The sequence below is a fragment of the Rhodococcus sp. GB-02 genome, from assembly GCF_053470465.1.
The window spans coordinates 882,002-903,843 of sequence record NZ_JBPUKE010000001.1 but is presented as its reverse complement, the minus strand read 5'-3'; the positions used below and the strand labels follow the sequence as shown (position 1 = coordinate 903,843).

12 protein-coding genes and 3 rRNA genes are annotated in these 21,842 nt (G+C 60.3%); 6 read left to right on the top strand and 9 right to left on the bottom strand.

The genetic code is table 11. From position 1 onward, the window contains the following. The first annotated feature begins 79 nt into the window (after window positions 1–79). The 4 genes from ACSW29_RS04330 to ACSW29_RS04315 all read left to right on the top strand — a co-directional run bounded on the left by ACSW29_RS04330 (window position 80) and on the right by ACSW29_RS04315 (window position 7,533). Complete coding sequence (locus ACSW29_RS04330; RefSeq protein ID WP_448277403.1) at window positions 80–3,973, top strand: Pls/PosA family non-ribosomal peptide synthetase; 3,894 nt, start codon at window positions 80–82, stop codon at window positions 3,971–3,973. Between the two features lie 11 nt (window positions 3,974–3,984). Continuing rightward, window positions 3,985–5,286 (top strand): M1 family metallopeptidase, encoded by a 1,302-nt coding sequence (locus ACSW29_RS04325; RefSeq protein WP_448277402.1) that lies wholly within the window; start codon window positions 3,985–3,987, stop codon window positions 5,284–5,286. 148 nt (window positions 5,287–5,434) lie between these two features. Next, window positions 5,435–5,950, top strand: coding sequence for a hypothetical protein (locus ACSW29_RS04320; RefSeq protein ID WP_448276585.1), 516 nt, complete (start codon window positions 5,435–5,437; stop codon window positions 5,948–5,950). A gap of 11 nt (window positions 5,951–5,961) precedes the next feature. Continuing rightward, the gene (locus tag ACSW29_RS04315) at window positions 5,962–7,533 is read left to right on the top strand and encodes an SPFH domain-containing protein (RefSeq protein ID WP_448276584.1); all 1,572 of its coding nucleotides are present in this window, start codon (window positions 5,962–5,964) and stop codon (window positions 7,531–7,533) included. A 48-nt stretch (window positions 7,534–7,581) separates the two neighbouring features. On the opposite strand, the gene ACSW29_RS04310 is transcribed toward ACSW29_RS04315, so the two are convergent. Next, window positions 7,582–8,856 carry an MFS transporter gene (locus ACSW29_RS04310; protein ID WP_448276582.1) on the bottom strand — a complete coding sequence of 425 codons (1,275 nt, stop codon included), beginning with the start codon at window positions 8,854–8,856 and terminating at the stop codon, window positions 7,582–7,584. Then, a complete protein-coding gene (locus ACSW29_RS04305) occupies window positions 8,856–9,500 on the bottom strand; it encodes a GntR family transcriptional regulator (protein ID WP_448276580.1) in 645 nt (214 codons plus the stop codon). The genes ACSW29_RS04310 and ACSW29_RS04305 overlap by 1 nt, the downstream gene beginning before the upstream one ends. 175 nt (window positions 9,501–9,675) lie before the next feature. Here ACSW29_RS04305 and ACSW29_RS04300 point away from each other — a divergent pair, with 175 nt between their 5' ends. Next, window positions 9,676–10,797 (top strand): GGDEF domain-containing protein, encoded by a 1,122-nt coding sequence (locus ACSW29_RS04300; RefSeq protein ID WP_448276579.1) that lies wholly within the window; start codon window positions 9,676–9,678, stop codon window positions 10,795–10,797. Window positions 10,798–10,811: 14 nt separating this feature from the next. On the opposite strand, the gene ACSW29_RS04295 is transcribed toward ACSW29_RS04300, so the two are convergent. Beyond that, a complete protein-coding gene (locus tag ACSW29_RS04295) occupies window positions 10,812–11,609 on the bottom strand; it encodes an SDR family NAD(P)-dependent oxidoreductase (RefSeq protein WP_448276577.1) in 798 nt (265 codons plus the stop codon). A gap of 352 nt (window positions 11,610–11,961) precedes the next feature. Beyond that, window positions 11,962–12,420 carry a carboxymuconolactone decarboxylase family protein gene (locus ACSW29_RS04290; protein WP_317827680.1) on the bottom strand — a complete coding sequence of 153 codons (459 nt, stop codon included), beginning with the start codon at window positions 12,418–12,420 and terminating at the stop codon, window positions 11,962–11,964. 49 nt (window positions 12,421–12,469) lie between these two features. Here ACSW29_RS04290 and pdxR point away from each other — a divergent pair, with 49 nt between their 5' ends. Next, complete coding sequence (gene pdxR, locus ACSW29_RS04285) at window positions 12,470–13,861, top strand: MocR-like pyridoxine biosynthesis transcription factor PdxR (RefSeq protein WP_347875240.1); 1,392 nt, start codon at window positions 12,470–12,472, stop codon at window positions 13,859–13,861. Between the two features lie 210 nt (window positions 13,862–14,071). Here pdxR and rrf read toward each other — a convergent pair. The 5 genes from rrf to pdxA all read right to left on the bottom strand — a co-directional run bounded on the left by rrf (window position 14,072) and on the right by pdxA (window position 21,798). Continuing rightward, window positions 14,072–14,188 (bottom strand): 5S ribosomal RNA (gene rrf, locus ACSW29_RS04280). A gap of 151 nt (window positions 14,189–14,339) precedes the next feature. Further along, window positions 14,340–17,476, bottom strand: a 23S ribosomal RNA gene (locus ACSW29_RS04275). A 346-nt stretch (window positions 17,477–17,822) separates the two neighbouring features. Then, window positions 17,823–19,340 (bottom strand): 16S ribosomal RNA (locus tag ACSW29_RS04270). The 16S, 23S and 5S rRNA genes sit together here, the layout of an rRNA operon. Window positions 19,341–19,983: 643 nt before the next feature. Further along, a complete protein-coding gene (locus ACSW29_RS04265) occupies window positions 19,984–20,751 on the bottom strand; it encodes a DeoR/GlpR family DNA-binding transcription regulator (RefSeq protein WP_448276576.1) in 768 nt (255 codons plus the stop codon). Between the two features lie 27 nt (window positions 20,752–20,778). After that, a complete protein-coding gene (gene pdxA, locus ACSW29_RS04260) occupies window positions 20,779–21,798 on the bottom strand; it encodes a 4-hydroxythreonine-4-phosphate dehydrogenase PdxA (protein WP_448276575.1) in 1,020 nt (339 codons plus the stop codon). Between the last annotated feature and the right edge of the window lie 44 nt (window positions 21,799–21,842).

Sequence of the window (21,842 nt, the reverse complement as noted above, 5' to 3'; positions counted from 1 at the left end):
CTCGCAAACTTGTCATGAGACTTTCAACTCGACAGTTCGCAGGACTCTAAGTTTCGTGAGTAGAACAGGACCAACGGGTTTGCCACTCCAGTCGCAGTCGGAGACGGAACAATCTTTCGGGATACCGTCCGTATTCCTACGGTCGGCGCATGCACCTGCGCCGCGCACGCTCATCGACATCGTGCGGGCCTCAGCCGAGGCCAACCCGGAAGCACCTGCCATCGACGACGGCGACACCACACTGTCGTACTCGGAGTTGCTCGACGAGATCGAGCTCGGTGCGCGCTGGCTCGGTGATGCCGGCGTCGGCGCAGGTGACCGCGTCGGAATCAGGATGCCGTCAGGTTCACGTTCGCTGTACGTGGCGATCCTGTCCATCCTCGCGGCGGGCGCCGCGTACGTGCCCGTCGACGCCGACGATCCGGAAGAGCGCGCCGAGCTGGTCTTCGGTGAGGCGCAAGTAGCGGCGATCATCACCGGCGACGGTATCCAGCCAGGTACGGCAGCTAAGCGGCTCGAACATCCACCGGTTCGCGAACCCGAACCCGAGGACGACGCCTGGATCATCTTCACCTCAGGATCCACGGGCACCCCCAAGGGCGTCGCGGTCACTCACCTCAATGCCGCGGCGTTCGTCGACGCCGAAGCGCGCATGTTCCTCCAGGACGAGCCCATCGGACCTGGTGATCGCGTCCTTGCGGGGTTGTCCGTGGCATTCGACGCGTCCTGCGAGGAGATGTGGCTCGCGTGGCGCCACGGCGCCTGCCTCGTCCCGGCACCTCGTTCGCTGGTTCGCAGCGGCATGGACCTCGGCCCGTGGCTGGTCTCGCGTGACGTCAGCATCGTCTCCACCGTGCCGACCCTTGCGTCTCTGTGGCCGGCCGAAGCTCTCGAAGCCGTTCGACTGCTGATCTTCGGCGGCGAAGCCTGCCCACCCGAACTGGCCGAGCGCCTGGCTGTCGAGGGTCGCGAGGTCTGGAACACTTACGGCCCCACCGAGGCAACCGTCGTCGCCTGCGGCGCACTGATGGACGGCAAGAGCCCCGTCAGCATCGGCCTCCCCCTCGACGGCTGGGACCTTGCCGTCGTCGACGCCCAGAGCAATCCCGTAGCGGTCGGTGAGGTGGGCGAGCTGGTGATCGGCGGCGTCGGCCTGGCCCGCTACCTCGATCCCGCGAAGGACGCCGAGAAGTACGCGTCGATGCCTTCGATCGGGTGGGAACGCGCCTACCGGAGCGGCGACCTGGTCCGACTCGAGACCACCGGCCTGATGTTCCAAGGCCGCGCGGACGATCAGGTCAAGCTCGGCGGCAGGCGCATCGAACTCGGTGAGGTCGACAACGCCTTACAGAACCTGCCGGGCGTCAGCGGCGCTGCCGCAGCCGTGAAGAAGACGGCGGCCGGCAATCAACTCCTCGTCGGATACATCGCGAGCACGGATCCCGACTTCGATCTCAAGGCCGCTCATGCACTGCTCAGCGAGCAACTACCAGCAGCGCTCGTGCCGCGTCTGGCCCTGATGGACGAACTTCCGACGCGTACGTCAGGCAAGGTAGACCGAAATGCACTGCCATGGCCATTGCCCGGCGCCGGTGAAGATGCCGGGGCTGCGTTGGGGCTCGACGGCACCGCCGCCTGGGTTGCCGGTCTGTGGGGTTCGATCCTGGGCGCGCAGATCACCGGACTCGACGACGACTTCTTCGAGGTGGGCGGCGGATCCCTCTCTGCTGCTCAGTTGGTGACCGCCCTGCGCGAGCGGTTCCCCGAAGTGACCGTCGCACAGCTCTACGACCATCCACGGTTGGGATCGCTCGCCGAATATCTCGACGAATTGGCACCCACCGAAACTGTCGAGCCGCGCACCGTCGCCCCCACGCCCTTGAAGACTCAGCTCACGCAGATCGCCGTCACCGTTCCACTCACGACGCTCACCGGACTGCAGTGGGTGACGTGGCTGGCGATCGCGAACAACGTCCTCGGCTGGTTCGTCGACGTCAGCTGGGCGCCCACTGTCTCGTGGTGGTGGATCCTGTTGGCGTTCATCGTGTTCATCACGCCGATCGGCCGTATGACCATCGCCGTCGTCGGGGCGCGAGTGCTCCTACGCAAGTTGAAGCCAGGGACGTACCCGCGAGGTGGTAGTGAACATCTGCGTCTGTGGATAGCGCTGCGACTCACCGAAGCCAGTGGCGCAGCCAACCTTTCGGGCGCGCCGTGGATGCTCTATTACGCCCGCGCCCTCGGCGCCGACATCGGCAGCGGCGTCGATCTCCACACACTTCCCCCGATCACCGGCATGCTCGAGCTCGGTGACGGCTGCTCCGTCGAACCCGAAGTCGACCTCTCCGGCCACTGGATCGACGGCGACGTCATTCACATCGGCGAGATCAAGATCGGCGACGGCGCTTCCGTCGGTTCACGCTCGACGCTTCTGCCCGGCGCGCGTATCGGTCGGGACGCCGTCGTCGAACCCGGATCTGCGGTGTTCGGCCGAGTGAAGGCAAACCAGCAGTGGGCCGGCTCCCCCGCCACCAAGGTCGGGAAAGCGAATCATCCTTGGCCTGCTGAACATCCGAAGCGCGCACCCGGCTGGGTACCGGTATACGGCGTCACCTCGGTCTTCCTGGCCGGTATGCCGATCTTTGCTCTGATGGCCGGGATCGCGTTGATCGGTTGGTGGATTCGCGACACCGACACGCTCGCGAGTGCAGTGCTCCAATCGTTGATCATGCTTCCCGTCGCAACCGTCCTGAGTTTGCTCGTCTTCGCAGTCATCACACTGGTGGCAGTTCGTCTTCTCTCGATCGGGCTGACCCCCGGCTACCACCCCGTCCGCAGCCGCATCGGCTGGCAGGTGTGGGCGACCGAACGCCTGCTCGACTCGGCCAGAACCTTCCTCTTCCCGCTCTACGCGAGCCTGCTGACGCCGGGATGGCTCCGCCTCCTCGGCGCCAAGATCGGCAAGAACGTCGAAGCATCCACCGTGCTCCTCCTTCCCAAGTTCACGACGGTCGCCGACGGCGCATTCCTCGCCGACGACACCATGGTTGCGAGCTACGGCCTCGGCGGCGGATGGATGCACATCGAACAGGCGAAGATCGGCAAGCGCGCGTTCCTCGGCAACTCCGGTATGACCGCTCCCGGTCGACGCGTTCCCAAGAACGGTCTCGTCGCGGTTCTATCGGCTACCCCGTCCAAAGCGAAGTCCGGATCATCGTGGCTGGGTAGTCCACCGGTGCGTCTGAGAAGGGCTGCTGGAGACACCGACGCCGCCCGCACGTTCAATCCGCCGATGCGCCTCAAGATCGCCCGCGGAGTGGTCGAAACCTGCCGACTGATCCCCGTTATGGTCACGTTCGGCATCGGTCTCGGTGTTCTGTTTGCACTCGAAGCACTGGTCGGTGCAGTCGGATTCTGGTTCGCAGCGCTGCTGAGCGGCGTAATTCTGCTCGTCGCCGGAGCAGTGGCGGGCGCGATCACCATCGCCGCCAAGTGGATCGTCGTCGGACGCATCGCCAAGGTCGAGCATCCGTTGTGGAGTTCGTTCGTCTGGCGCAACGAGGTGGCCGACGCGTTCGTCGAGACCGTCGCGGCGCCGTGGTTCGCTCGCGCGGCGACTGGTACTGCCGTACTGAACATCTTCTTGCGTGGACTCGGGGCCAAGATCGGCAAGGGCGTTTGGTGTGAGTCGTACTGGCTACCCGAGGCAGATCTTGTGACTTTGGGCGACGGAGCGACAGTGGAACGGGGGTGCGTCGTGCAAACTCATCTCTTCCATGATCGGATCATGTCCATGGATACCGTCACTCTGGGAGCAGGAGCAACGCTGGGACCGCATTGTGTCGCGCTACCCGCAGCCGGGATCGGCGCGGGAGCAACGGTAGGGCCTGCATCTCTGGTGATGCGAGGTGACACCGTTCCGCCTTCCACCCGCTGGCAGGGCAATCCGATTGCACCGTGGGTGGCGTCGTGAAGCCGAACAGAATGCTCGAGGAGCCGCTCGATCCGTACCTGCCGCTCAACGGCAACCGCGGCTACCGCGTGTCCCGGTACGAACTGGAATTGACGTACAAGGTCTTCAGCAACCGTCTCGCCGGCAAAGCCGTCATCACCGCTGTGACCACCGAGAGCCGATCCAAGTTCAGCTTCGACCTCGCGCAGAACCTGCAGGTGTCCAAGGTGTCCGTCAACGGTGCCCGCGGCACCAAGTACGCGCACTTGAACAACAAGCTGATCCTCACGCCGTCTACCAAGATCCCCGCGGGCGGCGCCCTGTCGGTCACCATCGCGTACAGCGGCAACCCCGAGCCGATCAAGAGCCTGTGGGGCGACGTCGGCTGGGAGGAACTCGACGAAGGAACTTTGGTCGCAAGTCAGCCCAACGGCGCGGCGTCCTGGTTCCCGTGCGACGACCATCCGGTTTCCAAAGCGTCGTACCGCATCTCGATCACCACCGATTCCCCGTTCTATGCCCTCGCCAACGGCAAGCTGATCCGCAAGCAAACCCGTGCGAGTCAGACGACGTGGGTCTACGAGCAGACCGAACCGATGGCAACCTACCTCGCCACCATTCAGATCGGTCAGTACGAGCACCGGCAGGTGAGCGCCGGCCCGGTACCGGTCTTCGCCGTTCACCCGCCGCGGCTACGCGCAGCGTTCGACGTCGACTTCGGGCGCCAACCCCAGATGCTGGAGGTCTTCGGAAAGCTGTTCGGCCCGTACCCCTTTGCCGACTACACCGCTGTGGTCACCGACGACGAACTCGAAATCCCCATCGAAGCGCAGGGACTCTCGATCTTCGGAGCCAACCACTGCACGGGTAGGCGCGGTTCCGAACGTCTTGTCGCACACGAGCTTGCCCATCAATGGTTCGGCAACAGCCTCACTCTCGGGCAGTGGTGCGACATCTGGCTGCACGAAGGCTTTGCCTGTTACGCGGAGTGGATCTGGTCTGAGAATTCCGGTGGCCCATCCTCGAACCAACTCGCGACCAACGCCTATCAAGGACTCGGGCGTAAATCTCAGGACTTGATCGTCGCCAATCCCGGACCTGCCCTGATGTTCGACGATCGAATCTACAAGCGGGGCGCGTTGACGCTGCACGCCCTGCGCGGCGTTCTCGGAGACGAGAAGTTCTTCGAACTGATCCGCCAGTGGACCATGAAGCATCGGCACAGCACGGTCAGCACCGAGCAATTCACCGATCTCGCTTCGCGTTTCACCGATACTCCGCTCCGCCCGTTATGGGACTCGTGGCTGAATCAGCGCTCCCTGCCTCGTCTCTGACGCTTTCTCACTGCGATGTCACCACGCCGAAACATTCCGAATGCGCCGATTAGCTTTGTCTTACCTTTACTATAGAGGTGGGCCGAGGGACGACCCCGACAACACAATTTTCAGGGCACACTTCCTCGACAGGTAGATCGGGGGATCGATGTTCGTTGCATTCACAATATGTTTCGTGATCGGGGTTGTCGCCCTGATCGGAGCCTTTGCCGTCGGCGAGGTTGCGGATCTGGGCGGGGGCCACGCAGACGGGCTGCCATTTCTGAGCCTGACAACTTTGGCCACAGCACTTTTCGGTTTCGGTGCCGGCGGCGTAGCTGCCACTCTGGCGGACGCTCCGACGCTGGCAGCGGTGACTGCAGCACTCGCACTCGCCGCCGTTCTCGTTGTCGTCACGCGCGGACTCCTTCTTCCCTATCTCCTTAAACAACAAGATAATTCGCACATCGGGCGAGGTTCATACCCCGGACTGTTGGGCACGGTCACCCTCACCATCGCAGCCGAAGGTTGGGGAGAAGTCTCGTTCGTCGACGCCGAAGGCAATCGCGTGCAAGCCAAGGCCATCAGTGCACAGCCGATGACACTCACCACCGGCACCACCGTCTACATCGCCGATGTAGACGATCAATACCTTCACGTCGTCACGGTTGACGACGCGATCTAAGGACTCGATACATGCTGGCAATCATCATCATTGCGGTTGTAGTCGCAGTAATCATCTTCATCGTTCTCCCCGCGATCTACGTGAAGAACTACGTCAAGGTCCCGCCGAATGAAGTGGCGGTCTTCACCGGTCGAGGCAAGCCGAAAGTCGTCCGCGGCGGTGCCCGGTTCAAGATTCCCGGCATCGAACGCGTCGACATCATGTCGCTCGAGCCGTTCAACGTCAGCATCAACCTCAAGAATGCGCTCTCCAACGACGGTGTTCCGGTCAACGTCGAGGCAGTGGGCCTGGTGCGGATCGGTTCGGCCGACGAAGCGGTTCAGACAGCGGTGCAACGATTCCTGACCTCCGATCTCGACGAGCTCCAACAGCAGATCAACGAAATCCTCGCGGGCAGTCTTCGCGGAATCACCGCGACCATGACGGTCGAGGATCTGAACTCCAACCGCGATTCGCTCGCGCGCAGTGTGGTCGAGGAGGCAGGCGGCGACCTCGCGCGCATCGGCATGGAAGTCGATGTCATCAAGATCGCGGGAATCTCCGACTTCAACGGCTATCTCGAATCGCTGGGTCAGCGCCGGATCGCCGAGGTCAAGCGTGATGCCGCGATCGGAACTGCTGAAGCAGAGCGTGATTCGCAGATCCAGTCGGCAAAAGCGCGTCAGGCAGGCTCCGTCGCACAGGCCGAAGCCGACACCGCGATCGCCAGTGCAAATCAGAAGCGAGACGTCGAACTCGCTCGCCTTCGAGCACAGACCGAAGCCGAGAACGCCGAAGCCGACCAGGCCGGACCTCTCGCTCAGGCAACGGCCGAGAAGGCCGTCGGAATCGCACGTGAGCAGGCCGAGGCGGCCCGCGTCGAAGCTCGCACCGAGGTAGAGCGTCGTCGCGCCCAGCAATCGGAAGCGGCATTGCAGGCAGATGTCATTGCACCGGCCGAGGCCGAACGCCAAGCCTCCATCGCACGTGCGGAGGGTGAGCGACAGGCCGCGATCCTGCGGGCCCAGGCACAGGCCGAGTCCGCAAGGCAGGCCGGCGGGGCTCAGGCCGATGCACGAAAGCTCGTCGCCGACGCCGTTCGCTCTGAGCAGCAGGCTGACGCCGACGGCCTTCGGGCACGTCTGGAAGCCGAGTCCGACGGCCGCAAGGTAGCGGCCGACGCCGTTCGCGCCGAACAACAAGCCGAAGCGGATGGTTTGCGCGCCAAGCTCGAAGCCGAGGCTGCCGGTAAGCGTCAGATCGCCGAGGCGCTCAATTCCTACACCCCGCAGGCAGCGCAGTTGCTCACTCTGCCCGACGTCCTGGGAGCTCTGGTCGACGCCACCGCAGCGGCGGCGAAGCCGGTCGGCGACATCGATCGGATCTCCATCGTCGGCGGCAGCGACGGGGCGCAGGGTTCGATCGGCTCGATCCTGGGCATCAGTCCCCAGGTGATTGCCGGTGTCATCGAAACTCTCGAAAGCTCAGGCGTCGATATCACCGGATTGCTCAACGGCCTGAACAAGACCGCATCGGTTCCGGTTGGTTCGGTAGACAATTCGGTCCACAGTTCGGAAAACGGTTCCGCAACCGTAGACGCGTGATTTCGCCCCGGTCCGCGGACTCTCGCAGGAGTCGGCGGACCGGCGGCATCAGGCAGCCGGAAGATGTGAACGCGACTTGAAGAGGATCAGCACAAGGCAAGCAGCCGCGGCCACGGACCCGAACAGAAGTGTCACTGTATAGTTCAGCGCCGGAATACTTTCCGACAGCATCGCCAGCAACGCAGGCACTGCAAACCCGATGTAGGTGATCGAGTAGAACACCGCAGTCAGTCCTGCCAGATCGTCCGGCCCCGCGATTCGCTGGATCTCCAGCAACCCGGACACCAATGCCATGCCGTACCCGCAACCGAGGATCGCTGCAGCCACGATCGCGATCGCCACGGTCAGCGTCGACGCAACCAGAGCAGCGCCGGCCATACCGACCACCAGAAACACCAGAGCCACAACGGCGCCGCGCGCACTGCGGTCGGTATCGATCTTGCGTCCCAACGACTGAATCGCGAATCCGCATGTCAGCGCGACCATGCACAGCAGAGCCGAAAAGGCCACGGGCGCATCGCCACTGTGCCCGGTCATGAGCGCCGGAATAACTGCATACGCGACACTGGCAGCACCGAACACCCACGGCGCCAACGGAACAACGACGTAGAGGAATCTGCGATGACCTGCGGAGGGGATCTTGAGGTCGTCGATCAACCTGCGACGGTCGGATTTCGCCTGTGCCGGTCGTGTTTCGGGCGCACGCCACAGCGCTACGGCGGCGAGGACGGTGATCACGATGTGCAGCACGTACGCCAACACACTCGGCATGGGCGCCCATTGCGCCAAGATTCCCGCAGCACCCGCCCCCAAGGCGAAGCCCGCGGTCAGACTCATCGCCGCTCGCCTAGCACCTGCGCCTTCCGAAGCCGTCGAATCCCAAGGTTGCGTGGACAACTCCTTGACCCAGGAGCCGCCGACTGCCATACCGATCCCCAAGGCGATGCCACAGAGGATTCTTCCCAGGATGAGAGCAGCGGCGGAGTCCGCCCCGAAAGCGAGCAGCGTCGAACCGGCGATCGCGATGATCGGCGCGGGGAGCATGATCGGGCGTCGACCCAATCGATCGGAGAGCGGGCCGCCGAGCAGCAGGGCTGGCACGATTCCGACGACGTAGGCGAAGAGGAAGAAGTCGACCATCACTGGCGAATAGCCGTGGTCGAGTCGGTACATCACCAGCAGCGGCGTGAACTCGTTACCGCCCCACGCTGCGGCGAACATGCTGGCGGCAACGGTCAGCCACAGCCATTTTCCGCCGGTGCCACGTTCACTGCCTGGACGATGTTCGGCCGCGGTCCCAACGCCCATCGTTTGGGTGCTCATCACAGAGCGCCTTCGAAGCCGAGGCCGTGCACCTGGCGCATGTGTGTGAGTACGGCAGCGTTGTATCCGTCGGCATCGCCTGTTTCGACGAGGTCGGTCAGCGCGGTGTGATCGGCAAGGATGCGCGACAGTTGGCCGGGGTCGCGTGAGATCGACCGGGCTGTCATCCGTCGTTGCCTGTCGCGCAGACTCGCGTAGAACGAGTCGAGCAGTGGATTCCCACCCGCCGCGACGATCATCTTGTGAAAGTCGGCATCGCTCGCGCTGAACGCGGCCACGTCCCCGCGATCAGCAATCTCACGTTGCTCTATCAGATTCGCGCGCAACGCCTCGACAAGCGCTTCGCGTGCGTGAGGTCGGACCGATACCACTCGAACGCTCTGAGTCTCGACGAGCTGCCTGGCACTGACCACTTGTTCCGCTTCGCCGTCCGCGACCGGGACGATCAACGCACCCTTCTTCGGGTAGAGGCGCATCCAGCCTTCCGCTTCGAGTCGAAGAAATGCCTCACGCACCGGCGTTCGGCTCACACCGGTCCGTGCGGCGATGTCACCCTCACTGATCAACTCCCCTCCGGCGAGCTCGCCGGACAAGATCAGTTCCTTGACTTCGCGGAAGACGGTTTCGGAAGCGGAATACAACATAGACACAAGATGTATTTATACTCCACGCTGGCTCAACCCAAACATTCGGGTCACCGATCCGAACATCTCAATCCAATGCGGCATCGGTCCAGTTAGCATTGCAAGGTGCGGGACAGAAGAGGAGTCGGTTCACGATGAGCGGTGCATACCCCCGCCATCGCACACTGAAGCACCCATGACGTCGCAGATGAAGTCCATGAGGACGCTGACCCGCGAGTGGTTGGTTCTTCCCGATCAATACGACCGCTTCACTCGCTATCTTCGCGACAACGGCCTCACTACTGCCACCCGGTTACTACTTGGCATCATTGTCATCGGGCTGGGAGTGTGCGCGCTACTCAACAGGTTCAGCCCTGCCGGTCCGACAAGCACGATTGCGCTGTTCTTCAACACTGTTGTCGTGATCGCGTGCTTCATAGTCGGAGTCTCATGGTGGGTCTTCGGCCCCACAAAGCGTCGCTCGTTCGGTTTCGTGGTCTTCTGCGACATCGCAGTCACGATCTCCGTCGTTGGAGATTCCTCCCAGCTGGCACGATTGCTCACCTGCGTCATTTTTGCCCTGATCGGTATTTACATCGCCTACTTCCACAACCCGAAGTTGCAGATCGCACACTTAGCTTTTTCGCTTCTTGTGATCGCGGTGGCTGCGCAGCCAATTCTGTTCGGGCCGAATCGAGATCCAGCCCTTGGTGTTTCGAAAGTACTGGTTGTCGTCACCGCGTTGGTGGTCTGCGCATTCATCTCGCAGATCGTGCTGACGATGCTCAGCGTGGATGCTTCCAGTTCCGACCTCGATCCTCTCACCGGCCTCTTGAACCGTCGTGGCCTCGACCGCCACGTCGAGAAGGTACTCGAGGGGTTCCAGCGTCAAGAATCGGCGGCACTACTCGTGATCGCGATCGACATCGACCGGTTCAAGACGATCAACGACGTCCACGGCCACGACGTCGGCGACCGCATAATTCTCCGGGTTTCACAGCGGTTGTCCGCCTGGGCACATGCCGATGCTGTTGTCGCGCGGGTCGGTGGCGACGAATTCGTCCTCGTACAACCACTTCCGGTCCCGGCAATCGGCCCGATGCTCGACTCGATCGGACCGGCAATGCACTCGAATGCCGACGAGATCCAGTCGACGTCAAGCATCGGAATCGCCGTACGCACCCACAAATTCGTCGCCGGCGAAGAACGTACGAGGGCATTCACGGACATGCAGAAAGTCGCTGATTCGGCGATGTACGAAAGCAAGAGACTCGGCGGCGGACGCGTTCACACGATCGTCACCACCGCGACCAGGTAGCCGCACGCGAAGTATCAATAGTAGACCGGCCCCGGCACTCCCCCACCGACAGCCACTGCGTCGCCGGTGATTGCGATGCTCCGCGGCGATGCCAGGAAGGTCACGACGTCCGCTACCTCTTCGGCGTCGATGATCCGATGAATCGAGTTCGTCGCGATGCCCTCTTCCACCTGCGCCGGCGACTGGCCGGATTCTTCCGACTCGCGCGCGATCCGTGCGGTCAACCTTTCGGTTCGCGTAACCCCCGGATGGACGACGGTGACGTTGATTCCCTTGGGACCCAGGTCGTCTGCAAGATTCTTGGTCAGAGCCGACACACTGACGTTGCGGATCGTGTGGGCGATCGAGGTGGCCTGTCTGGCCCCCAAACCGCTGATGTTGATGATCCGGCCCCAGCCCTGATCGATCAGATATGGCGCTACAGCGCGGGCAGTGCGCAGGTACCCCAGCACTTTGACGTCGATCTCACCACGAACGACATCATCGGAGGACGCCTCCAAGTCGAACGATCGACCCGCACTGAACGGCGTCGCAGCCGAGTTGACCAGAATGTCGACGCCGCCGAACTCTTCGACTACCCGCCGCACCGACACCTGGACTGCATCGTCGTCACGCGTGTCGGTCGCAATACCGATTGCTCGGACTCCGAACTGCGAAGCCAAGTCTCGAGCAACGTTCACGACAGTCGATTCCGTGCGCGCGAGTATCGCAACATCAACCCCCTCAGCCGCGAGACCCCTGGCAATCGCAAGACCGATCCCCTTGCTCCCGCCGGCGACAATGGCACGTTTCCCAGAGAGGTGAAGATCCATGCCTGCGACACTATCCAACATGTAGTCCTCTAGCTCTACGAAGAGAACTCGGGGACAGCGCCAACACCAACTTGCGGGCGCCTCCGGGCCGGCCGACCTTTCCTCCACACCATCTTCCACCTCCTGCTCTTGCCGGTCGCGTCGGACGTGAGGATCGCCTCGCCGGTCAAATTGACTTGTCCGGTAATCAAAGTCGCGCCGGTGACCCACCTGATCGACAGGAGTTGCGGGGTCCACGTCGACGGGCTCGTTGCTGCCCCAAAGCCAATCTTTTGGTCCCCATTGTGACAATTACCTAGAACGCCGACTGCGCCAGTCGGACCCGATCGAACGCGAAGGATTCGGTTCCGGATCAGCTTCGGACCGGAGGCGCCATCCTCGTGGTCACGGCGATGCGATTCCACGCATTGATCGTCAATATTACGCTGATGAGCCGGGCCAGTTCCTCGTCCGAGAATTCGCCGGCCGCCTCGCTGTACACCTCGTCCGGAACGAAACCATCGGTAAGGACTGTCACGGCTTCGGTCAAGGCAAGAGCGGCGCGTTCGCGATCGGAGTACATCCCTCGCGCTTCTTCCCACGCGTTCAGTAGATAGAGCTTCTGCTCCGTCACACCGACCTTGCGAGCATCACGCGTGTGCATGTCCAAGCACCATGCGCAATGATTCAGCTGCGACGCGCGGGTGAGGACCAATTCGACAAGCGTCGGCTCCAGCCCCTGACGCGCAGCGGCATCCAACGCAATCATCGCCTTGTAGACCTCGGGCGCCAGCTTCGCAATGTCGATTCGTTGGCCTGTTGTTGTAGTCATACCTAAACCGTAAGCCCGAAAAGACCCCGAAACATGGTTCAATCCGGTGGTGAATTCATGGGCCAATCTTGGGTTCGATCTGCATGTCGAACTACCGCACGGAATTGGGGTTCGAGCCGCGTTGCTACAGACGCTTCGCGACGCGATCGACAGTGGGCTGTTGAAACCTGGCACCAGGCTTCCACCCTCCCGCACCCTGGCACTCGACCTCGGCGTCGCACGAAACACCGTTGCGGACTGCTATGCCGAGCTTGCTGCAGCTGGATGGCTCGTCACACGGCAGGGTTCGGGGACTGTAGTCGCTTCGCTCGCCGACGCACACATTCGCGGGACCGATCCGTCGCCGACAAGACCGCGCTTCACCTACAGCCTTCTCCCCGGATCGCCGGACGCGTCGGCGTTTCCCCGCGCTGCATGGATTTCATCCGCCAGGCGGGCGTTGACTGCCGCACCGAACGACGCCTTCGCCGCCACTGACCCCAGAGGCCGAGTCGAACTCCGAAACGCCCTCACCACCTATCTGAGCCGAGCCAGAGGAGTTCGCGTCGACCCGAGCCGCATTGTGATCAGCGCCAGCTCGGGTCACGGGATCTCCCTCCTCGCCCGTGCCCTCGGCGGAGCGATTGCAGTCGATTCTTTCTGCCTTCATCTTCACCGGCAGCTACTTGTCGACGAAGGATTACGAACTGTTCCCATCTCGGTCGACGAATCTGGAACTTGCACAGAAGAATTGGGATCAACGTCCACCCGCAGCGCGCTTCTGACTCCCACGCATCAGTTCCCCCTCGGTGGACCACTGACGCCGGCAAGGCGTGCAACCGCTGTCGAATGGGCCTCGAGCACGGGCAGCGTCATCATCGAGGACGACTACGACGGCGAATTCCGTTATGACAGAAAACCTGTCGGAGCACTCCAAGGCATCGCGCCGCAGCAGGTTGCCTACCTGGGCACTGTCAGCAAGACACTGTCGCCGGCGATTCGAATTGGGTGGATGGTGTTGCCGGACAGGCTGATCGAACCCGTTCTCGCAACAAAAGGACCTTACGAACGCTGGGTCAGTTCAACGGATCAATTGACGTTGGCAGACTTCATCGAGTCCGGAAGATTTGACAGCCATATTCGGAAGATGCGCGCCACTTACCGACGACGACGCGATCAACTGGTTGCGACGCTCGCTCAGAAAGTGCCCCACGTCCGGATCGAGGGGATCTCCGCGGGACTTCACGCTGTGATCCGACTGCCTTCCGGCAGCGAACAAGCCGTGCTTACTGCTGCTCAGACGTGCGATCTCAGCCTCGAAGGACTGTCCACCTTCCGACACCCCGACGTGGCGTCAGTCGGCGGTGACGGAATCGTCGTCGGATACAGCACGCCGACGCAGTCCCAGTACCCGAGGACGCTGGATGTGCTCTGCGAGGTGCTACAGACGGCGCTGCGATAGGAAGTAGCCCACGATTTTCCCGGTTCTCCCTGCCCCACTCTGTCTGCCTTTGCCCAGCCTTGTTCGGGTGAACGGTACGTTGGGTCGGTCTGAGGCGACGGAAGTGCCGTTGGCTCGATGTGGGGGTGCCGGCGGCGGGTCGTTTGGGGGTGTTGTGGGTACGAGAAAGCCCCCCAACCATCACTGGTTGGGGGGCTTCTCTTAAATTGTGTTCGGCGGTGTCCTACTCTCCCACACCCTGTCGAGTGCAGTACCATCGGCGCTGAAGGGCTTAGCTTCCGGGTTCGGAATGGGACCGGGCGTTTCCCCTTCGCTATGACCGCCGTAACTCTATGAAACTGTCACAGTAACCAACCTGTGATCCAGATCCTCCACACACCCACCACCCGTGAATATCAGGGGTGATCGATGATGGATGATCGAAATCAAGGTATCTGTGTGTTGTTTCAGATACCGCACAGTGGACGCGTAGCTTCTTTGTGGTAAGTCCTCGGCCTATTAGTACCAGTCACCTGCATCCGTTACCGGACTTCCAGTTCTGGCCTATCAACCCGGTGGTCTGCCGGGGGCCTTACCCCCTCGAGGGGGTGAGAAACCTCATCTTGGAACAGGCTTCCCGCTTAGATGCTTTCAGCGGTTATCCCTTCCGAACGTAGCTAACCAGCGGTGCTCCTGGCGGAACAACTGGCACACCAGAGGTTCGTCCGTCCCGGTCCTCTCGTACTAGGGACAGCCTTCCTCAAGTTTCTAACGCGCGCGGCGGATAGAGACCGAACTGTCTCACGACGTTCTAAACCCAGCTCGCGTGCCGCTTTAATGGGCGAACAGCCCAACCCTTGGGACCTACTCCAGCCCCAGGATGCGACGAGCCGACATCGAGGTGCCAAACCATCCCGTCGATATGGACTCTTGGGGAAGATCAGCCTGTTATCCCCGGGGTACCTTTTATCCGTTGAGCGACACCGCTTCCACTTGCCGGTGCCGGATCACTAGTCCCGACTTTCGTCCCTGCTCGACCTGTCAGTCTCACAGTCAAGCTCCCTTGTGCACTTGCACTCGACACCTGATTGCCAACCAGGCTGAGGGAACCTTTGGGCGCCTCCGTTACATTTTGGGAGGCAACCGCCCCAGTTAAACTACCCACCAGGCACTGTCCCTGAACCAGATCATGGTCCGAGGTTAGAGGTCCAATTCGATCAGAGTGGTATTTCAACAACGACTCCACGATAACTGGCGTCACCGTTTCACAGTCTCCCACCTATCCTACACAAACCGAACCGAACACCAATACCAAGCTGTAGTGAAGGTCCCGGGGTCTTTTCGTCCTGCCGCGCGTAACGAGCATCTTTACTCGTAATGCAATTTCGCCGAGTCTACGGTTGAGACAGCTGAGAAGTCGTTACGCCATTCGTGCAGGTCGGAACTTACCCGACAAGGAATTTCGCTACCTTAGGATGGTTATAGTTACCACCGCCGTTTACTGGGGCTTAAATTCTCAGCTTCGCTCCCGAAGGAACTAACCGGTCCTCTTAACCTTCCAGCACCGGGCAGGCGTCAGTCCGTATACATCGTCTTACGACTTCGCACGGACCTGTGTTTTTAGTAAACAGTCGCTTCTCACTGGTCTCTGCGGCCCCACCCAGCTCAGACAGTAAATGTCGTCACCAGACAGGGCCCCCCTTCTCCCGAAGTTACGGGGGCATTTTGCCGAGTTCCTTAACCATAGTTATCTCGATCGCCTTAGTATTCTCTACCTGACCACCTGTGTCGGTTTGGGGTACGGGCCGTGTGAAAGCTCGCTAGAGGCTTTTCTCGGCAGCATAGGATCACTGAATTCGCCTCAATCGGCTACGCATCACGTCTCAGGCTATGTGCGACCCGGATTTGCCTAGGTCACGCCCTACACGCTTACACCAGTATTACCACTGACTGGCTCAGCTACCTTCCTGCGTCACCCCATCGCTTGGCTACTACCAGATCAGGTCCCATGCATCCACCAACTCGAGACCCGAAGGTCTTCTCGTGGCTTCAGGATGGTTAGTATCACTGATTCACCATGGGCGCGTTCACACGGGTACGGGAATATCAACCCGTTGTCCATCGGCTACGCCTGTCGGCCTCGTCTTAGGTCCCGACTCACCCTGGGCGGATTAACCTGGCCCAGGAACCCTTGGTCATTCGGCGGACGAGTTTCTCACTCGTCTTTCGCTACTCATGCCTGCATTCTCACTCGTGTGGCCTCCACGGCTAGGTCACCCTGCCGCTTCCATGGCCACACGACGCTCCCCTACCCATCCACACACCTGCCCAACACTCCGCAGAGTGAAGGGGGGCTATTGCGTGAATGCCGCAGCTTCGGTGGTGTACTTGAGCCCCGCTACATTGTCGGCGCAGGATCACTTGACCAGTGAGCTATTACGCACTCTTTCAAGGGTGGCTGCTTCTAAGCCAACCTCCTGGTTGTCTTCGCGACCCCACATCCTTTTCCACTTAGTACACGCTTAGGGACCTTAGCTGGCGATCTGGGCTGTTTCCCTCTCGACTACGAACCTTATCGCCCGCAGTCTCACTGCCGCGCTCTCACTCACCGGCATTCGGAGTTTGGCTGATTTCGGTAAGCTTGTGGGCCCCCTAGACCATCCAGTAGCTCTACCTCCGGTGAGAAACACGCGACGCTGCACCTAAATGCATTTCGGGGAGAACCAGCTATCACGGAGTTTGATTGGCCTTTCACCCCTACCCACAACTCATCCCCTCAGTTTTCAACCTAAGTGGGTTCGGTCCTCCACGACGTCTTACCGTCGCTTCAACCTGGCCATGGGTAGATCACTCCGCTTCGGGTCTAGAGCATGCCACTACGATCGCCCTATTCGGACTCGCTTTCGCTACGGCTACCCCACACGGGTTAACCTCGCGACATGCCACTAACTCGCAGGCTCATTCTTCAAAAGGCACGCCATCACCCCCAACAGACAAGTCTGTTCGAAGGCTCTGACGGATTGTAAGCGCACGGTTTCAGGTACTATTTCACTCCCCTCCCGGGGTACTTTTCACCTTTCCCTCACGGTACTAGTCCGCTATCGGTCACCAGGGAGTATTCAGGCTTATCGGGTGGTCCCGACAGATTCACACCAGATTTCACGGGCCCGGTGCTACTTGGGTTTCCATTACAACAGTCACAAAGTTTTCGTGTACGGGATTCTCACCCTCTACGACAGGCCGTTCCAGACCACTTCCACTAACCCAGTGATTTCTTACTGTTGGCCAACACGGCAGCATTGACAAAATGAACCCCACAACCCCACGCACACAACCCCTGCCGGGTATCACATGCACATGGTTTAGCCTCTTCCGCTTTCGCTCGCCACTACTCACGGAATCACGGTTGTTTTCTCTTCCTGTGGGTACTGAGATGTTTCACTTCCCCACGTTCCCTCCACACGCCCTATATATTCAGGCGCGGGTAACACGACATCACTCGTGCTGGGTTTCCCCATTCGGACATCCTCGGATCACAGCTCGGTTGACAGCTCCCCGAGGCTTATCGCAGCCTCCTACGTCCTTCATCGGCTCCTGGTGCCAAGGCATCCACCGTACGCTCTTCATTACTTACAACAAAGATGCTCGCGTCCACTGTGCAGTTCTCAAACAACACACAAACAACCACCTCACGCAGACACCAACACAAACCACCAACCCCGAAAGGCGATAATCTCTGCGGTATGACTGCAGCAGTCATTTGTCGTTACTTCCTAGAAAGAAACACTCGCGTGTTCTCTCAGGACCCAACAGTATGCCGATATAATTTGTTCTCCCACCAGCACTGAGGCCGGCAGTAATGAAAACGAATGCTTGTCAGCGTCCACCCATGAGCTCCCGCCGGACCACAAATGGATCCGAAACAGGCTCTGCCAACCAACCATCCACCTGTGTGGACGTTGTGTTGGAGAATGCTCCTTAGAAAGGAGGTGATCCAGCCGCACCTTCCGGTACGGCTACCTTGTTACGACTTCGTCCCAATCGCCGATCCCACCTTCGACGGCTCCCTCCCACAAGGGGTTAAGCCACCGGCTTCGGGTGTTACCGACTTTCATGACGTGACGGGCGGTGTGTACAAGGCCCGGGAACGTATTCACCGCAGCGTTGCTGATCTGCGATTACTAGCGACTCCGACTTCACGGGGTCGAGTTGCAGACCCCGATCCGAACTGAGACCAGCTTTAAGGGATTCGCTCCACCTCACGGTCTCGCAGCCCTCTGTACTGGCCATTGTAGCATGTGTGAAGCCCTGGACATAAGGGGCATGATGACTTGACGTCGTCCCCACCTTCCTCCGAGTTGACCCCGGCAGTCTCTTACGAGTCCCCACCATAACGTGCTGGCAACATAAGATAGGGGTTGCGCTCGTTGCGGGACTTAACCCAACATCTCACGACACGAGCTGACGACAGCCATGCACCACCTGTATACCGACCACAAGGGGGGCCACATCTCTGCAGCTTTCCGGTATATGTCAAACCCAGGTAAGGTTCTTCGCGTTGCATCGAATTAATCCACATGCTCCGCCGCTTGTGCGGGCCCCCGTCAATTCCTTTGAGTTTTAGCCTTGCGGCCGTACTCCCCAGGCGGGGCGCTTAATGCGTTAGCTACGGCACGGATTCCGTGGAAGGAACCCACACCTAGCGCCCACCGTTTACGGCGTGGACTACCAGGGTATCTAATCCTGTTCGCTACCCACGCTTTCGTTCCTCAGCGTCAGTTACTGCCCAGAGACCCGCCTTCGCCACCGGTGTTCCTCCTGATATCTGCGCATTTCACCGCTACACCAGGAATTCCAGTCTCCCCTGCAGTACTCAAGTCTGCCCGTATCGCCTGCAAGCCAGCAGTTGAGCTGCTGGTTTTCACAAACGACGCGACAAACCGCCTACGAACTCTTTACGCCCAGTAATTCCGGACAACGCTTGCACCCTACGTATTACCGCGGCTGCTGGCACGTAGTTAGCCGGTGCTTCTTCTGCAGGTACCGTCACTTGCGCTTCGTCCCTGCTGAAAGAGGTTTACAACCCGAAGGCCGTCATCCCTCACGCGGCGTCGCTGCATCAGGCTTTCGCCCATTGTGCAATATTCCCCACTGCTGCCTCCCGTAGGAGTCTGGGCCGTGTCTCAGTCCCAGTGTGGCCGGTCACCCTCTCAGGTCGGCTACCCGTCGTCGCCTTGGTAGGCCATTACCCCACCAACAAGCTGATAGGCCGCGGGCCCATCCTGCACCGATAAATCTTTCCACCACCCACCATGCGATAGGAGGTCATATCCGGTATTAGACCCAGTTTCCCAGGCTTATCCCGAAGTGCAGGGCAGATCACCCACGTGTTACTCACCCGTTCGCCGCTCGTGTACCCCGAAAGGCCTTACCGCTCGACTTGCATGTGTTAAGCACGCCGCCAGCGTTCGTCCTGAGCCAGGATCAAACTCTCCGTTGAAGACTCTAGATTCACAGCCGAAACTGCTAATCAGTCATAGACAAAAAGAGTCAAATCACTAGCAAAAAAACTCAACTAGCAAAAAATGTGTCGGCAACCATTCAGACGGAAGAATGAACAATCACCGACGAAAAATACTCACACCACACACAAACCAACCAAACCCCAAAAGGCGGTTGATCATTCGCGGATGTGAAGTACCAAAAAAATTTGGCACTGACATTCATCGACACACTGTTGAGTTCTCAAAGAACACGCACACACCATCACCACGACCCTATGGCCGCCGCTCCGGGGCAACTTTTCCAGCCTATCCCAACCAGGTCACCGGCGCAAACCACTGAACATCCGAGGAAGAACTGGAAGTGAAGCACAACCATACATGATGGAAACTACTTCGAAATTTGGTCAGGGACTTCGTACAACCTCGTGTCACTCGCCGTAAGGCGGGAGTCGGTGTCCGTGTCGCTCTGACTTGGAATAAGTTACGCGTCCGCTGAAGTCTTTGACAAATCCACAGGTCAGAGGCTCGGAGATATCCATTTCCCCAGCAAGATTGTCCGTTTCAACCGATTTTTGCCGATTCCGACATCATGTGACGCCGGACACCGTGGCCGAATCGGCACGCAGCGGGACCTCACACTCACACCACTTGGACTCGGATTCCGGCGGCCTCGAACAACGTGACCTGCCCTGCGCCTACCGCAGCATCGGTGACCAGCACAGCCCCCGGCGGTATCGGCGCCCACGCATGGAAAGGACGTTCACCGAGTTTGGCGGAGTGCGCGAGTATGTAGACCTCGCCGGCACGTTCGATCATCATTTCCTTGAGCCGTGTCTGATCGAGCTCAGCTTCACAAATACCCAGGTCAGCGGTAACCGCGTCGGCTCCGAGGAATGCCTTGTCGAACGACACCCTCTGCAACGACGCTTCAGCAAGTGGTCCGACAAATCCTTGGCTGAGCGGCCTCAACGTCCCACCGAGACATTCGACTCGGACACCATCAGCATCGGCTAGCGCTTCGAGCACTGTCAGCCCTGCAGCAATCACCGTCAAATTCGTCACGTGACGTAAGAACTCACCCATCGCACCCACAGTGGTGCCTGCATCCAGGAGCACAGTTTCTCCGGGCCGGACCTGCTCGGCAGCCCACTCTGCAATCCCCCGTTTGGCGTCGAATCCCTCCATCGCTCTCTGACGCAGAGATGATTCCGGATGGGGATTGATTGCAATTGCCCCGCCATAGGTGCGTGCGATGAGTCCCTGAGCAGTCAACTGACTCAGGTCTCGACGGATAGTCGACGCGGTGACCCCGAACTGAGCCGAGAGGTCCTCGACGCTGGCCAGACCACTCGTGCGCGCAAGTCTTGCGATTTCAGACCGCCGCGCCTCCGACTCCCGGATGGCCATCGCTCCTCCCCCTACGAACTCTGGTGCTTACTTGGAAACGAATGTGCTGGTTGCCAATTCGGCCGCCTGCCGCAGCGCTTCGACCATACTACCGGCCTCGGCGATGCCCTTACCTGCAATATCGAATGCGGTTCCGTGATCGACGGAGGTTCGTATGACCGGCAAGCCCACAGTGATGTTGACCCCGGCCTCGATTCCGAGGACCTTGACCGGGCCGTGCCCCTGATCGTGATACATCGCGACGATCAAGTCGTAGTCACCACGGCCGGCCAGGAAGAACGCGGTATCCGCCGGCAGAGGACCGTGGACGTCGATTCCTTCTGCCTTCAACAGTTCAACGGCGGGAATGATCTTCTGCTCTTCCTCCCCGTAGCCGAAGAGCCCATCCTCCTCTGCGTGCGGGTTGATCCCGCAGACGCCAATCTTCGGAGACGGATTTCCCTTGCGCACCAACGCTTCATGACTTCGACGAATGGTCCGCTCCACCAGACCCGGTTCAATCCTGGCGACCGCGTCGAGCAGTCCGATGTGAGTGGTCACGTGAATCACCTTGAGCTTGGGGGTCGACAACATCATCGACACCTCCTCGGTACCGGTCAGGTGCGCAAGCAATTCCGTGTGTCCGGGATAGATGTGTCCTGCCGCATGCAGCGCTTCCTTGTTCAGCGGCGCTGTGCAGATCGCTTGGACTTCACCGCGAACAGCGAGTTCGCGTGCAACGCGGATGTACTGATAGGCCGCATCTCCCGCGACTGCCGACAGTTCACCCCACGCGAGATCCTCAGGTAGCAAGTCCAAATCGATGACGTTGATCCGTCCATCGATGAATTCAGCATCCTTGATCTCCTCGACGTCGACCACATCGACGTCGATTCCGAGAACCTCGGCGGCCAGACGCAGGCGCTTCGCGTCGCCGACAACGACCGGGCGGCAACGCTTTCTCGTTTCGTCGTCGAGGAGTGCGGGGACGATCACTTCCGGCCCGACGCCGGCGCCGTCGCCCATCGTGACAGTGATCAGCGGCAGTGGGGTGGATTCGATTGACATTGGCTTGACCTCGTTGTCTGAAGGTTTCACTGAAGGTGGACTGT

What these genes read in the sequence shown, in the direction of transcription:
- ACSW29_RS04325 (WP_448277402.1), top strand. Translation starts at nt 3,985, where the DNA reads ATGCTCGAGGAGCCGCTCGATCCGTACCTGCCGCTCAACGGCAACCGC.
- ACSW29_RS04320 (WP_448276585.1), top strand. Translation starts at nt 5,435, where the DNA reads ATGTTCGTTGCATTCACAATATGTTTCGTGATCGGGGTTGTCGCCCTG.
- ACSW29_RS04315 (WP_448276584.1), top strand. Translation starts at nt 5,962, where the DNA reads ATGCTGGCAATCATCATCATTGCGGTTGTAGTCGCAGTAATCATCTTC.
- ACSW29_RS04310 (WP_448276582.1), bottom strand. Translation starts at nt 8,856, where the DNA reads ATGAGCACCCAAACGATGGGCGTTGGGACCGCGGCCGAACATCGTCCA.
- ACSW29_RS04305 (WP_448276580.1), bottom strand. Translation starts at nt 9,500, where the DNA reads ATGTTGTATTCCGCTTCCGAAACCGTCTTCCGCGAAGTCAAGGAACTG.
- ACSW29_RS04300 (WP_448276579.1), top strand. Translation starts at nt 9,676, where the DNA reads ATGACGTCGCAGATGAAGTCCATGAGGACGCTGACCCGCGAGTGGTTG.
- ACSW29_RS04295 (WP_448276577.1), bottom strand. Translation starts at nt 11,609, where the DNA reads ATGGATCTTCACCTCTCTGGGAAACGTGCCATTGTCGCCGGCGGGAGC.
- ACSW29_RS04290 (WP_317827680.1), bottom strand. Translation starts at nt 12,420, where the DNA reads ATGACTACAACAACAGGCCAACGAATCGACATTGCGAAGCTGGCGCCC.
- ACSW29_RS04265 (WP_448276576.1), bottom strand. Translation starts at nt 20,751, where the DNA reads ATGGCCATCCGGGAGTCGGAGGCGCGGCGGTCTGAAATCGCAAGACTT.
- pdxA (WP_448276575.1), bottom strand. Translation starts at nt 21,798, where the DNA reads ATGTCAATCGAATCCACCCCACTGCCGCTGATCACTGTCACGATGGGC.